Below are 15,723 nucleotides of genomic sequence, written 5' to 3' on the forward strand. Positions count from 1 at the left end.
CCCGCTGGTGGGGCGTTCCGCTTCCTTTAGGTAACCAGGTAGGTGTAATTTCACTTTTTCGACAGTTCCAGTTCCCAGGGCGTATCGATAAAGTTCGGCCGCGCCAGGTAGCCGTACACCTGTCGCTTGGGGTGCTTTATCCTTTGAAAGTTGAATCCGGATAATGCCCGTCCCAAGTTTATCTGGTTCAGGCGAAGGTTTAGGCAGCTGAGCTTGACCAGTACATCCGAGGCGGTAACGAAATCCTTGATATCGTCCGACTTTTCAAAATATTTGGAAACCAGTTCCTCCTCCGTGGTGAGCTTAGTGTACTTCTTGTTCCGCTTCTCGTTCTCTTGGATATCCTTGATGGAAAGTTCAGGATTAAAGTTTGGGTCTGTGTAAGCGAGATAGTATGCCTGTGACCATACTCCGTTGATATCTATTTCCTTCGAATACCCAAAATCGATTTTCCCTTTTAATTCAAAACAGAGCCAACGAACGGAACCGGTCTCATCATTTAAAAATGACGCCATATTGGTAGAGCCTACAAAGGAACAGATTCTGGGTAGGGTGGTGTTCTTCCGATCATATGGCAATCGTTCATTGATAAAGGTTTTGGAGAAAAAGGACTTTAGCGCATTCACATCCTTTTTCGAAAGTACGGCCAGCTCGTCCAGATTATAAAGAAAGTTCCGGCAAAGCTGTATCCTCGCATCCTTGTCGTTACTGATGTCCTCGGCCATATATTCTGCTAGCTCAGGGGGACATAGGAACCGGCACCAGGTCGATTTACCGGAGTTCTGCCCCTGATGGGAAAGGACAAAGGCCTGTTTATTGAAATAGTGTACCTCCAACGCACATTTTATCGTCCGCACCAGCCATTTCTTGAAATGATATTCAAAGGCTTCCTTCTCATAGGTCGGTACATAGGAGGCTAATTTTAGAATATGATCCTGCCCGTCCCATTTAGGGAGTTTGTCAAAATATTCCCGGATGGGATTGCACTTTGGGATCCATTCCGACCGGATAAGGGTTTCCAATTTCCCATTGGGGATATCGATGCCCGCTTTCGCCAATTCGATGATCAGGGAATTCAGGTTCAGATACTGCCATTCCATGGAATCCTTGAAGGCGATCTGGAAGTCATGAGATATCTCGTTAAATGTAATATCGTACTTACTCTCCAAATATTCCATGGTATAGTCGTAGACCGTTTTTTTCTTGGCGTCCTTTACATGGTAAAGTTGTTCGCCATTAAAAAGCGAGGTCATCACCTTCTATTTTTGAAGGTGAACTTAAGTGCATCGTCGGTAATTTCGGGATGCGATTTTCTGCCGTTCTGGAGAAGCCAATCGTTTAGTTTGCGCTTCTCAAAGAAGATCATCTTACCGTTGGGCTTTGAATGCGGGATATTTCCCGAGGCCGTCAGTTTGTAAAGATAGCTTCTGGATATTCCGGTATAGTCACAGGTCTCATCGAAGGTGAGTACCTCTTTATTGGCCGTCAATAGCCTTTCCAAACGATCAAGTCGTTCAAAGATTAAAATACTGTCCATTTGTTTCCTTTTAAGATTATTAAATGAACAAAAGCGCTTTTGTTTTCCTTTGTAGAATTCTTTGGATAAAGGTAATTGGAGGGAGGTGCTAAAACTCGATTGTGCACATATTTTTATTCACAAAATATTGATAAACAATTACTTATGTTAAATCAATACACATCGAACCATATGAAATTTGGATAATTTTATATGGTTCCAAAACGATTCAAATGATACCATTTGATTTTTGTTAAAAAAGGAAGAATTTTGAGTTATAAACAATTGACAATTTAATTATCAAGAAAATAAGGGTACTTAAAAGGCAAAAAGCTAGTCATCTGAAAATAGTTTAATTGTATTGTCCCAAAAAAAGGTTCCTTTTAAAGGACTAGTCCAAAATTCATTTTTCAGGAAGATATTTTGTCCTACAGTTGACTAGATTAATTAAATTCAATTTTCGTTAAGTTTGCATATAGGAAAAGTGTACTTATGAAATCGTTTTATCTAGCATTATGTTTTTTGCTTGCCTTGTTTTTTCTTTCTTGCTCAGGAGAAAATGAAGAAGGTAAGATTCGCATCGGTTTTTCTCAAGCGATGACCAATGACGATTGGAGGCGTTCCATGAACAACTCTATGAAGTTGCAGGCTTCTATGAACCCTGAAATTGATTTACAAATTAAAGATGCTAATTACGATGTACTGACACAAATAAAACAGATAGACGAACTTATTGCTGATAGCGTAGATGTACTAATTGTCTCACCTATTCAATCTAAACCTATTACTTCGGTAGTAAAGAAAGCAATCAAAGCCGGAATCCCAGTTTTGGTAGTGGATAGAAAAACCGAAGATCAACAATATACTTCCTATTTAGGCGCGGATAATATTGAAATAGGAAGAAATGCGGCAAAGGAAATAATTGCATCAAACTATAACGACTCCATTCGTATTATTGAAATTAAAGGTTTAGCTGGTTCTTCTCCTGCAGAGGAAAGGGGTATGGGCTTTCATCAAATTATAAACCAATTTAACCAAGCACAAGTAGTAGCGACAATCAATGGCAATTGGGAAAAAGAGTCTGTTCAAAATCGATTAAGAGTTTTACTAAAAGAGGGAGTAAAGGCGGATTACATTTTTGCCCACAACGATAGAATGGCAGTCGGCGCATGGGAAGTCGCTCGCGAGTTGGGAATAGAGAATGAAATCAGTTTTATCGGAGTAGACGGTCTTGCCGGAACTAATGGAGGAATTCAGGCAGTAAAAAATGGAGTATTAAAGGCAACGGTTCTCTATCCTACTGGCGGTGATGAAGCTATCAAATTAGCTTTGAATATCTTGAATAATGAATCGATTCCTAAGAATAATATCCTCTCAACCACCATTATCAATGAGTTGAACGCCGACATTATGAACAATCAATTTGAAAAGATAAATGATCAGCAAGCTCAAATGGAAGAACAGTTGGCAGCGATAAAAAAACAAGAGGAACTCTATTATTCGCAAAACAACCTTCTTAAAATTACAATGGCACTGTTAGCAATTATCTTAAGCCTTGCTGTTTACAGCGTATATTCCATCTTCGCCATTAGAAAGAAAAATAGGCAATTGGTATTGACCAACGATAAGGTTACCGTGCAGCGAAATCAAATTGAAAAAATTGCGAAAGAAGTAAAATTAAGTAACGAGGCGAAACTAAATTTCTTTACAGGGCTTTCTCATGAATTTAAAACGCCCATTACTTTGATTTTAAGTTCTATTGAATCAATGAGCGACTCTGCCAAGGAGAAAGGCTCTAGAATGCGGAACGAAGTGGAGTTGATACACAATAACTCTAATCGACTATTGAGATTGATCAATCAATTACTTGATTTTAGGAAAATTGAAGATCGTAATTTCAACTTAAGGGCATCAAAAACTAATTTATACAGTTTTTCAAAAATCATTTTCAAAGATTTTGAAAGAGAGGCCAAGAAAAGTAATATTGATTTCAAATTAACCTCCAACAATGAATCCTTGGATGTTTTCATGGATAGGAATTTAATGGACAAAGTATATTTTAACCTACTTTCAAACGCCTTTAAGTTTACTCCTGAGAATGGGAAGATTGGAATTACTATTGAAGATGATGAGCGTAGCAATACCGTTAACATCCGTTTTAAGGATTCAGGTATCGGAATTCCTGAAAATGAAATGGATGGGGTTTTTAAAGCATTTTTCAAAGGATCAAACAATAGAAAAAATAGTTCTGGAATAGGTTTGCACTTAAGCAAGGAATTTGTGGAGATGCACAAAGGCACCATTCAAGTGAAATCTCTTCATGGAACGGAGTTCATCATATCGCTTTACAAAGGACAAGCACATTTGGATGAAACAGAAATTATTTCAGAACAAGATTTGGTTGATTCCAATATTATTGATTTTTCCTCAGAACATTTGATTGATGATAATTATTTGGTTCAGGCACCGAGTAAAAATAAAGAGAAGTATTCGGTATTGATAATTGAAGACAATAAGGATCTATCACAATTTCTTAAGAACAAATTGCAATTGGAGTATGATATTCACCTTTCCGATGGCACAGATGCTATTGAGAAGGCTTTTGAAACTGTCCCTGATATTATACTTTGTGATATCAATCTACCAGATAAAGATGGTTTTGAAATCTGTGAAATTTTAAAAAAGGACTTACGAACTTCCCATATCCCCACTATAATACTTACAGCCTTGGGTAATAAGGAATCTTATATCAAAGGACTTCAATCAGGAGCAGATTTGTATCTAACTAAACCCTTCAGTTATTCCATTTTGGTTCAGTCGATTAAATCGTTATTGTATAATCGAGAGAAACTTCGGTATTACTATACCAGTAACATTCATAAAATTGAAGAAATAAATTCCTTTGGGAATATAGAACAAAAATTTATCCACCAATTAAATTCCCTTATCAATGAAAATTTGGGAAATTCTGACTATTCGGTTGAAAACCTTGCTGAAAACCTTACTATCTCAAGGGTTCAACTATACAGAAAAGTAAAGGCGATGATGGGTATTAGTATAAGTGATTACATTGCCAACATCCGATTGGAAAAAGCTAAAACTATGCTCGAAACGAGTTCTTTAACAGTTGCTGAAATTGCATATGCAAATGGCTTCTCTTCTCCAAATTACTTCTCTACGGCCTTTAAAAACAAATACGGCACGCCTCCAGTGGCGTTTCGTAAATCTGTTTAAGTTACATTACAGATCTTATTTCAAACATTTTTCTTTTTAGAGGTATCAATTTCTAACATTATGTAACATGAATATAATTAATGGATGCTCGTTGATGTTAAAAATTAATGGTAAGAATCTGTTAATCAATTATTTAACCTTTTTCAGTAGGTTTCTTAACAAAAACATAACAGATTGATACATCATCAAAATACATACTCATTTTTTACGAATACTTTAGTAACCACACTGGAGAATTACGATTATGAGAAAGATATATATATGGTCGATTACCGCTGCATTGGCCGGTTTTCTTTTTGGCTTTGACACTGTAGTCATATCCGGAGCCGATAAAAAGCTGCAAGCTTTATGGCAATCTTCAGATATGTTCCACGGTACAGTTGTTATGGCAATGGCCTTATGGGGAACCGTAGTGGGTGCAATTTTGGGTGGGATTCCTACGAACAAGATCGGGAGAAAGAAGACTTTATTATGGATAGGTATACTTTATACATTATCTGCCCTAGGTTCAGCTTTTGCCAATGATCCAATAACTTTCGCAATATTCAGATTCATTGGTGGTCTGGGAGTAGGCGCTTCAACCATAGCGGCGCCTGCATACATCTCAGAAATAGCTCCGGCAAAAGACCGTGGAAAATTGGTTGGACTTTACCAGTTTAATATTGTATTCGGCATTTTAGTAGCGTTCTTATCTAATTACTTGTTAAGCGGTGTTGGAGAAAATGCATGGCGATGGATGATCGGTGTGGAGGCTGTACCTGCATTTATCTATACCCTGTTTGTATTAACGGTTCCAAAAAGCCCAAGATGGTTGTTGACCAAAATGCGTACGGACGAAGCGAAAAAAGTATTGAGACTTATCAATCCTGATCAAGATCCAGAAGCATTAATGTTAGAGATTAAGACAGAAAGCGAAAACATTGTTTCAGGGGAAAATATTTTTATTAAAAAATATAGGTTTCCGCTCATGTTGGCTTTTTTAATTGCCATGTTCAACCAATTTTCTGGCATCAATGCATTTCTTTATTATGCGCCAAGAATATTTGAAGAAGCCGGTCTAGGTGAAAGCACGGCACTTTTAAGCAGTATTGGAATAGGAGTTACCAACATGCTTTTTACACTATTAGGTGTCTTTCTTATTGACCGGCTAGGTAGAAAACAACTAATGTATATAGGTTCTGTTGGTTACATAATTTCCTTATCACTAGTAGCTTGTGCTTTTTTCCTTAATTTGGAAGGCATGGCAGTTCCCATTTTCTTGTTTCTCTTTATTGCGGCACATGCCATAGGACAGGGAACAGTAATCTGGGTGTTCATTTCTGAAATCTTCCCAAATCATTTAAGAGGTTCCGGTCAGTCGTTCGGTAGTTCGGTTCATTGGATTTTAGCCGCTATTATACCTTCATTGGTTCCAGTTCTTTTTACCTCCATAGGTGCTGGTACCGTATTTGCCATTTTTGCTTTTATGATGATTTTACAATTGTTGTTCGTAGCATTTATAATGCCAGAGACTAAGGGGATATCATTAGAAGAACTCAGTAATAAACTTATAAAAGGAAGAAAGAATAAAACAGACAATATAATTGGTCATGCAGAACAGAAAGCAAACTAAGGTTATATAAAGAATTAAAAAGGATGAAAAATAAAATATACAGGTTCGCAGTAATAATAGGAATTTTTTCACTCGTGGTTTCTTGTAAAAACCCTAAGGAAAAGATCAATGGCCAAGTTCAAAGTGAACAAGATACGCTTGCCATTACTAATGAAGGGTTATACCGACCAAATTTCCATTTTACATCGGCTACAGGATGGATGAACGATCCAAATGGGATGTTTTTTTATAACGGATATTACCATCTCTATTTTCAACATTATCCTGATGGTACCACTTGGGGGCCTATGCATTGGGGGCATGCCATTAGTACTGATCTATTCAATTGGAAAGAACAACCTATAGCCTTATACCCAGACGATTTAGGATATATTTTTTCAGGTAGTGCTGTTGTAGACCATGAGAATACATCAGGCTTTGGAGCAGATGGCAAAACCCCTATTGTTGCAATTTTCACCAGCCATGACCCAAAAAAAGAGAAAACCGGTGAAATAGATGTGGAAAATCAAAGTATTGCCTATTCGTTGGACGAAGGTCTTACCTGGACAAAATACAAAGATAATCCAGTTTTAAAGAATCCAGGCGCTAGGGATTTTAGAGACCCTAAAGTTAGTTGGGATGAACAGAAGAAAAGATGGACAATGGTTTTGGCTGCAGGCCAAGAAATACAATTCTATACCTCAAAGGACTTAAAATCATGGGAGAAACTTACAAGTTTTGGAGAAGGAATCGGTAATCATGATGGTGTATGGGAATGTCCGGATTTCTTCCAATTACCGGTCATAGGAAGTTCAGAAAAAAAGTGGGTTTTGTTGGTAAGTATAAATCCTGGAGGACCTAATACAGGTTCTGCCACCCAATATTTTGTAGGTGATTTTGATGGTTCAAATTTTATTTTGGACGAATCATTCAAGCAGGAGATGGGAAAAGAGCATACTTTCTGGGTAGATTATGGTCGCGACAATTATGCTGGCGTTACCTTTTCAAATATTGAAAACAAAGATGGCGGTAAGCTATTTATGGGATGGATGTCCAATTGGTTATATGCTAACGAAGTCCCAACTGAAAAATGGCGTAGTGCCATGACAATAGCACGTACGTTAGAATTAACAAAGGGTGAAAATACGTTTCGCTTAGTTGCTAATCCTGTTCCTGAACTCAATGAATTTGCGAGTGAGAAACTTAAAAATTCCGATGTTCTACTTGAAGGAAATACCTTGTTGACCACTTCTAAGGCAATCGATTTTACACGTGCCCAAATTAACTTTAAAGTAGAAGATTTAGTTGATGGCGTTTACACTTTTGAACTGTCGAATAGTGAAGGAGATAGTTTACGTTTCGGTTATGATACCAGAAAGGGTAATTACTTTGTGGATAGAAATAAGGCGGGAATCACTGATTTTTCAAACAAATTTAGTGACAGAATTGCCGTAGCTCCAAGAATCGCTTCTCAAAATGATTGGACAGGAACAATAGTAATCGATAAAACTTCCATAGAATTATTCTTTGATGACGGCCAAACCGTAATGACAGAAATATTCTTTCCGAAAGCACCATTCGATAGTCTCTATTTTGAAGCTCCATCAGAAGAATCCAAACTCGAATACATAGAAATACATCAACTTAAATTTAACTTAAACTAAACAATTATGAAATTAAAACTCTTGCTATTATTAATGGTAATTGTTCCAATAGGTCTAATGGCCCAGGGACAGATTACAGGTACGGTCACCTCTTCCGATGATGGTTATCCTTTGCCTGGAACTTCGGTAATTATTAAAGGTACCACAACTGGAACGACCACGGATTTTGACGGTAACTATGAATTGGAAAATGTAGCTGACAATGCTATACTTGTCTTTAGCTATATTGGATTTACTAGGATGGAAGTTTCCGTAAACGGCCAATCACAGATAAATATTGCGCTACAAGAGGATGCACAACAGCTTGACGAAGTAGTATTGACTGGATACTCTACAGAGCGAAAGGTTGATCTGACCGGAGCGGTAACCGTAGTGGATATTGCACCAATCGAAGGACAAAGCTTAAGTTCTGGTAACGCCATGCAAGCTTTACAAGGAAGGGTAGGCGGACTTTTTATTGAAAAATCTGGAGACCCAACAGGACTTAGCAGTAGAATCCTGATTAGGGGTCTTACAACCTTGGGTAATAATGATCCCCTTTACGTCATTGATGGTGTACCCACAAAACGACAAGAAGTATTTGCTAGTTTAAACCCTGCGACAATAGAATCCATTCAAGTTTTAAAAGATGCTTCGGCCTCTTCAATATATGGGTCAAGAGCTGCAAATGGGGTTATTGTGGTAAGTACAAAAGGTGGTCTTAAAGGAGAACGTCTTACGGTAAGCATCAATTCCAACCTATCGACTCAATCCGAGCGGAATCAACGTTATGATATGTTGAGTTCCCAACAACGTGGTGAAGCCTTATGGCGCGCATCCGTAAATGATGGAGCGGACCCAAATGCTGGTTACGGTGAAATATACAATTTTGATTGGAACAATGATTTTACGAATCCATCCTTGAACAGTGTGGCCGTACAGCCATTTGTAGGCGGTGATCCAAATGTTCCTGCTGGTAATACCGATTGGCAAGATGAACTCTATGAAACCGGATACGTCTTCAATAATGAAGTTACCGTCTCAACTGGAACCGAAAAATCTTCGTTGTTGATAAATCTTGGCTATCTTAAGAATACAGGCATGCTCAAATATACTGGTTACGATAGATATACCGCAAAAATAAATGGTACCACTAACCTTTTCAACGACAGGGTAAAATTTGGAGTGAACACACAAATTTCCACATCAAATGAAACATTGGTTTCAAGTGATGTTGGTGGGGCGGCTACTACAGGGTTGTCCATTACATTGGCGCCCACAATTCCGGTATACGATGCCAACGGCGAATTTGCTGGACCATTAGGGGCAGGATATTCGGATAGGAACAATCCTTTGTTGATGCAATTTTTAAACAGATGGGACAATGCAACTAAAAATAACTTCTTTGGAAATGTTTTTGCTGAAATAAGTATTCTTGATAACCTAAAATTTCGCTCAAGTTTAGGTATAGATTTCAGCGATTTCAAAAGGAAAAATATAGAACCCAAAGTGTTCAACGGTTTTGTGACCAGAAGTAATAACAGGTTGATTTTTGACACCAATAAGTTGAGAACATTAACTTTTTCAAACACATTGAATTATAATTTAGATTTTGGAAAACACAGATTTGGAGCACTATTAGGTATTGAGTCGATAAGAGAAGATTTTGATACCATTTTTGTGCAGGCCGATGATTTTGCGGTTGAACAAGAATCCTATTTTGTACTTTCTGCTGCTACAGGTGCCCGCACCAATAATGGTATTTCCACGCAATACAGTCTTGCATCTCAATTTGGTAAATTAAACTATGCTTATGATGACAAGTATTTGGCATCATTTACGATTCGTAGAGATGGATCTTCAAGATTTGGCGCGAATAATAGATATGGTGTTTTCCCTGCCGCTACATTGGGCTGGAGAATTAGCCAAGAGGAATTTTTAAAGGACAGCGAATTGATTTCCAATTTAAAACTTAGGGCGGGTTATGGTGAAGTAGGAAACCAAGAAATTGGGAATACCGCCAGATTTGGCTTGTACGAATCACGATATGGTCAGAACCAAGCGCAATTGACCGGAGGATTTTTCGAAATTTATTATAATGTAGGTACTGCATATGACATTAATGGTAATAACACAGGTACATTACCTTCAGGGTTTGTTTCTACCCAAGCTCCTAACCCTAACTTGAAATGGGAAACTACCAAAGAATGGAACTATGGTATTGATTTTGGGTTTTTGAACAATAAAATTAGCGGTTCCTTTGATTATTTTACCAGGGAAACTACTGATATCTTGACTACCCCACCAATTGCATCTGTAATTGGAGAAGGGCAACAACGGGTATTGAACGGCGCTGCAACCGCTGCTAAAGGTTGGGAATTAAATGTTGGCTATTCCAATGTTTGGGATAATGGATTTTCTTTAGGTGTTTCTACTAATTTTGGTGCCTTTAAAGATGAAATTACCTTTCTTCCAGAAGAGGTTAGAGCGGCATTTCCAGGAACTGCTCAAAATTCAATCCTTGGTCAATCTCAAACTGCGATATTTGGATACAGAACTGACGGACTTTTTCAAAGTCAGGCAGATGTTGATTCCCATCCTACTGGAGGTGTTCAAACGGGTAATGCCAGACCAGGTGGTATAAAAATAGTGGATGTAGATAATAATGGCGTTATTGATAGTAATGACCGCGATTTTATTGGTAATACCCTTCCTGATTTGGAGTATGGTATTCGATTGGATGTAGGTTACAAAAACTTTGATTTTTCTGTCTTTGGATCGGGAGTTGCAGGTCGTATCGGAGTTGATTCCTACATTTTCTGGAACAATTTTGTTCAGGGAAGGGATAATGCAGGGCTTGGTGTTTTGAATGCTTGGAATCCTCAAAATACAAGTTCTACAATACCTTCATTATCATTGGTGAACAATTTCACGGATACTTCAGACTATATTTTTAGAAACAACTCCTATTTTAAAATTAGAAATTTACAAGTAGGATATTCCTTGCCAACTGATATTATCGGTAAGATGGCAGGTATGACGGGACTTCGAATTTATTTACAAGGGGAAAATTTATTTTGGTTTACTCCTAAAGGTTATATTGGAGCAGATCCAGAGAGAATAGATGTAAACAGAATCCCGGTACCTACAGTGTATTCAGTAGGATTGAACATTAACTTTTAATAAAATATAGATAATCATGAAATATAATAGAATAATAACAACAGTGATATGCACAACCTTAGTGTTCACTGCATGTTCCGATAATTATTTGGAATACGAACCAGAAGGTGTTTTGTCAAGTGAAAACGTCGCAACTGCCGAAAATGCTGAGTCCTTGGTTATTGCTGCATATGCTGGTATTGCTAACGATGAAATGATTGGGCCTTTGACCCACCAATGGGTGTATGGTAGTGTACGATCAGATGATGCTTATAAAGGCGGTGGCGGCCGCGGGGATGTAGATGTTGTGGATAAATATGAACAATATAATCTTACCATTGCGGATATGGGAGATTGGATGGCACCCAGAACTTGGACCGATTTTTATAAAGCAATATCAAGGGCAAACTTTGCACTATCCGTTATTAATGATATCCCGGATGGTGAATATGCCCAAAAAACGACAAGACAGGCAGAATTACGCTTTCTAAGGGCACATTCGCATTTTATGCTCAAATTAATTTTCAAGAAAATTCCATATATCACAGAAAATTTAACCCAGGAAGAGATTGCTCAAACTTCAAATGATGTAGACAATGATGCTTTATGGAATACAATTGCAGAGGATTTTCTTTTCGCATACGATATCCTTCCGCAATCTCAGGATCAAGTGGGTAGGGCAGACCGAAACGCAGCAGCAGCTTATTTGGCTAAATTACGACTGTTCCAAGCATATGAGCAGAATGACCAACACCAAGTGACCAATATTAATACCACACGTTTAGAAGAGGTGATTGACTATGCGGATGAAGTTACCGGTAGTCTACAACCAGATTTTGGGGAAAATTTCTTGGATGGTTTTGATAACGGGCCAGAATCTATCTGGGCGGCACAGTTTTCCATCAATGACGGTACAACTGTTGGTAGAGTTAGTTTCGTGACTGGTTTGAATTCGCCACACGGTACAGGGCTTTATGGTTGTTGCGGGTTTCATTTGGCCAGTCAGAACATGGTGAATTCATTTAAGACTGATGCTGCCGGATTACCACTGTTAGACACCTTCAACGACACGGATATTTTTACAAATGTAGACTCCAATGGCTCAACCCCACCTGATAGTGGATTGAGTGTTGACCCAAGGATGGATCATACGGTGGGAATACCGGGAAGACCTTTTAAATATAGAAATACGGTAAGTGATTCTGGAGATATGATCTATAATTTCAGTTGGGCTAGAGATCCAGGTGTTTATGGATATTTTGGCAATATGAAAGAACAACAAGCTCCTGATTGTTCGTGTTATGTAAAAGAGGGCCCATTTGTGGGAACATCGAAAAATGTAGATTTTATCAGATATGCCGATGTACTTCTTTGGAAGGCTGAAGCCTTGATTCAATTAAATCGATGGAATGAAGCTTTGCCAATAATTAATCAAGTCAGGAATCGAGCTGCCGCAAGTACACAAAGGCCAATAGATGCAGGAGCGACAGATATCTATGCAATTGCACCCTACGCTTCTTTCCCATCAAAGGATTATGCATGGAAAGCCTTAATGTTCGAAAGAAGATTGGAATTTGCCATGGAGGGTCATAGGTGGTATGACCTTATAAGATGGGGAATTGCAGAAGAAACGTTAAATGCCTATTTGGCTGAGGAAAAAACAAAAAGAGATTTTCTTGCTAATGCCCAATTCACATCTGGGCGAGATGAATATTATCCAATACCGCAAAGAGAAATTGATTTTACTGGAGGTCTCTATGTTCAAAACCCAGGATATTAGAGGACTTTATCAATCAAGAAAATTCAGTAATCTGAGTTAGTTGAGTTAGTTTGTAAAAGCACGGGCGTTGTTTCCCGTGCTTTTTTTTTTATGAAATCTAATTGACAAAAAAAATGGAAATATCTAAGCAAAAAATAAAAGCAGTATGTTTTGGAGAAGTTCTTTTTGATAATTTTCCAACATATTCTAAAATCGGGGGAGCACTGCTTAACGTTAGCGTAAGATTGAAATCGCTTGGCGTTGATGTTTCAATGATAAGCTGCGTAGGTGATGATTCCAATGGTAAGGAGATTATCCGATATCTTAAAAAGAAGGGCATAGATACTAGCGGAATATTGGTGCAACATGAGTATCCAACAGGATTAGTAAATGTATTACTTGACAAAAAGGGTGTGGCCTCATACGATATTCCATATCCTGTAGCTTGGGATAAAATTGTAATGCTCGAAACATATAAAGACTTGGTAAAAGATAACGATGTGATAATATTTGGTAGCCTGGCGTGTCGCCACGCAATAACTAGATCCACTCTAAAATCTATATTGAAGCATGTACACTATAAAGTTTTTGATGTAAATCTAAGGGTCCCACACTATACCTATGAGCTTCTTATTGATTTGATGAAAGAATCAAATTTTATTAAGTTCAATGATGATGAGCTTTTTGAAGTTGCCGATTATTTAGGTTGTAAAAATAACTCGATTGAACAGATTATTAGCTTCATAGCAAAAGTAAGTGGCACAGATTCGATTTGTGTGACCAAAGGAGCTTACGGAGCAGTTTTATACACCAAGGGCAATTTTTATTATAATAGTGGATATCGAATTAAAGTTTTGGATACAGTTGGCGCGGGGGATTCTTTCTTGGCTTCTGTAGTTTATAAACTTATGAACGGGGATGGCCCACAGGATGCACTCAATTTTGGTTGTGCTGTTGGAGCTTTAATTGCCGGTGGTAAAGGGGCAAATCCTAAATTATCCAAACACAAGATTTATAAGTTTATGAACCCGTAAATAAAATATCCAGGTAGTGTAAATAGCTGATTTAGAGAATAAATCACCAAGTATAAAAACCTTTTTTTGAAGTGTTTTAAATATTGGTTTTTTTGAATATTATCTTTAATTTGCCTCTTAAGGGACAGAAATAATTACCTCGTTGAAGATATTTACAATTCCATGATTATTTAGAAAAATTAATTATTGCGTTTAAAGCTTCATCAGCGTTCTTATGAATGAAGTTGCCTTGATAACCTATAGTAGTACTTAGATGAGTATGTCGATATAATTTCTGAAGCATTTGTGGAGAAACTTTATCACCGGCTATATTTCCAAAACTATGACGGGCGATGTGATTGGTGATTTTTTTATCGATTCCGGCAAGGTTGGCAATTATGGTTAGATTTGAATTTAGTCTTTTAATTGAGGTTTTAATTCTCGAATAAATAGCTTTTGAATCTTTAATGGGTATGGTTTTGAGTTCTGGAAATATATAATCAGATTTGGTTTTTTTATCTCTTCGATAATATGATAAAATAGTGATTACAGGTATTGGGAGCTTTAAGGAATCAGCTTTGTCATTTTTGCTCATCTTGTAATATAATCTGTCACCCACAATATCTGACCATCTCATTCTTAAAACGTCTGAAATCCTAATTCCCGCTAGATAGAATGAAAATAAAAATACATTTCTAGTATGCCACACGGATGTTCTTGGGTCCAAGTCAAGTTCTTCGATTTTACGAATTTCGGTTTCATCAAGACCTATTTTGATAGTCTGGGGATATTTGATTTTTATTTTGTCTTTACCGAAGGGGTAAAACTTTCTATCTACTAATTTTCTGCTAATGGCCTTATTATAAAGTAATCGAATCATGACGAAGACATTCATAACCGATCGTTCGGATAGTCCGGCAGTAGTGCGGAGATATATTTTCAACTTTTTTAATAAATTTTCGTCAATTTCTTCAAAATCCAAGTTGCGCTTTTTAGCGAATTCTTTTATTCTGTTTAGTTTACTTCTATCAGAGATTGCTCTGTTATGATTATTTGCTTTGATTAAATCTTCGACATGCTCATCGGCAAGTTCGAAAAACGATAGCCTCTTGGTGTTTTTTCTGATGGAGTCTATAATTTGTTTTGCGGAATAATTCTGTTTCGAAGCTTCCATTTCAAATATGATATCTTCAACCTCATCATACTTCTTTCGTATTAGCCTATTCAACTGCTTATGTCTTGAATGGGAAAATTTTACTTTTCCGGCTTTTTCGTCCCAAAATTTCGGGTCTACTTTTTGCCCCAAATGGTAATAACTTCGTTTACGATTTACAGTGAGCCTCAGAGCAAGTCTATAATCTTTGTTTCCTTTTGTGTCGGTTTTCGTGTGTAAAACTGTTTTTAAGGTTGCCATATCTTACCGATTTTTTATAAAGATAAACATTCGGGGTAACACATGGGTAACACATTTTATGGTTTCATATCGATTCAATTGAGTATGAATAAAATTATAAGTAATTAAAAATCAATTATATATATTATTTTGATATGATTTGATATTCTAAAAAGCTGAACTTAGGATCTAGTGCCGCAAGGTGTGAGAGTTCGAGTCTCTCCGCCTGTACAACGAAAGCCTTTCAGGAAACTGAGAGGCTTTTTTTATGGGTAATTTTATTGAATGTTTTTTTATGAAGAGATGAGAAGATGGCGAAGAAGCTATGAACTAGCTTAACGCAAAAGTCAATCACTATTTTAATGAAGCGTATAGAATTGGAAAGGTTAGATTTTCCTAATCAAAGAAGAAA

Annotated in this window: 9 protein-coding genes; 6 read left to right on the forward strand and 3 right to left on the reverse strand. The window is 37.3% G+C overall.

Annotated features, from left to right (window positions below; all coding sequences use genetic code 11):
* Positions 1 to 50: 50 nt before the first annotated feature.
* Entirely contained in the window at positions 51 to 1,253 is a 1,203-nt protein-coding gene (locus BTR34_RS10695) for a VapE domain-containing protein (protein WP_068481331.1), read from the reverse strand.
* Entirely contained in the window at positions 1,253 to 1,537 is a 285-nt protein-coding gene (locus tag BTR34_RS10700) for a helix-turn-helix transcriptional regulator (RefSeq protein ID WP_068481334.1), read from the reverse strand. The genes BTR34_RS10695 and BTR34_RS10700 overlap by 1 nt, the downstream gene beginning before the upstream one ends.
* A 471-nt stretch (positions 1,538 to 2,008) precedes the next feature.
* Here BTR34_RS10700 and BTR34_RS10705 point away from each other — a divergent pair, with 471 nt between their 5' ends.
* The 6 genes from BTR34_RS10705 (at position 2,009) to BTR34_RS10730 (ending at position 13,939) form a co-directional block, all read left to right on the forward strand.
* On the forward strand, positions 2,009 to 4,750 hold the full coding sequence (locus tag BTR34_RS10705) for a hybrid sensor histidine kinase/response regulator transcription factor (protein WP_068481337.1): 2,742 nt from the start codon (positions 2,009 to 2,011) through the stop codon (positions 4,748 to 4,750).
* A 244-nt stretch (positions 4,751 to 4,994) separates the two neighbouring features.
* Positions 4,995 to 6,362 (forward strand): sugar porter family MFS transporter, encoded by a 1,368-nt coding sequence (locus BTR34_RS10710; RefSeq protein ID WP_068481340.1) that lies wholly within the window; start codon positions 4,995 to 4,997, stop codon positions 6,360 to 6,362.
* A 23-nt stretch (positions 6,363 to 6,385) separates the two neighbouring features.
* Entirely contained in the window at positions 6,386 to 8,005 is a 1,620-nt protein-coding gene (locus BTR34_RS10715) for a glycoside hydrolase family 32 protein (protein ID WP_068481343.1), read from the forward strand.
* 6 nt (positions 8,006 to 8,011) lie between these two features.
* Positions 8,012 to 11,167 carry a SusC/RagA family TonB-linked outer membrane protein gene (locus tag BTR34_RS10720; protein ID WP_068481346.1) on the forward strand — a complete coding sequence of 1,052 codons (3,156 nt, stop codon included), beginning with the start codon at positions 8,012 to 8,014 and terminating at the stop codon, positions 11,165 to 11,167.
* A 16-nt stretch (positions 11,168 to 11,183) separates the two neighbouring features.
* Entirely contained in the window at positions 11,184 to 12,926 is a 1,743-nt protein-coding gene (locus tag BTR34_RS10725; protein ID WP_068481349.1) for a RagB/SusD family nutrient uptake outer membrane protein, read from the forward strand.
* A gap of 113 nt (positions 12,927 to 13,039) precedes the next feature.
* Entirely contained in the window at positions 13,040 to 13,939 is a 900-nt protein-coding gene (locus BTR34_RS10730; RefSeq protein WP_068481352.1) for a carbohydrate kinase family protein, read from the forward strand.
* A gap of 166 nt (positions 13,940 to 14,105) precedes the next feature.
* On the opposite strand, the gene BTR34_RS10735 is transcribed toward BTR34_RS10730, so the two are convergent.
* A complete protein-coding gene (locus tag BTR34_RS10735; protein WP_068481355.1) occupies positions 14,106 to 15,332 on the reverse strand; it encodes a site-specific integrase in 1,227 nt (408 codons plus the stop codon).
* Positions 15,333 to 15,723: the final 391 nt, after the last annotated feature.

The sequence above is a fragment of the Maribacter hydrothermalis genome (assembly GCF_001913155.1).
Taxonomy (GTDB): Bacteria; Bacteroidota; Bacteroidia; order Flavobacteriales; family Flavobacteriaceae; genus Maribacter; species Maribacter hydrothermalis.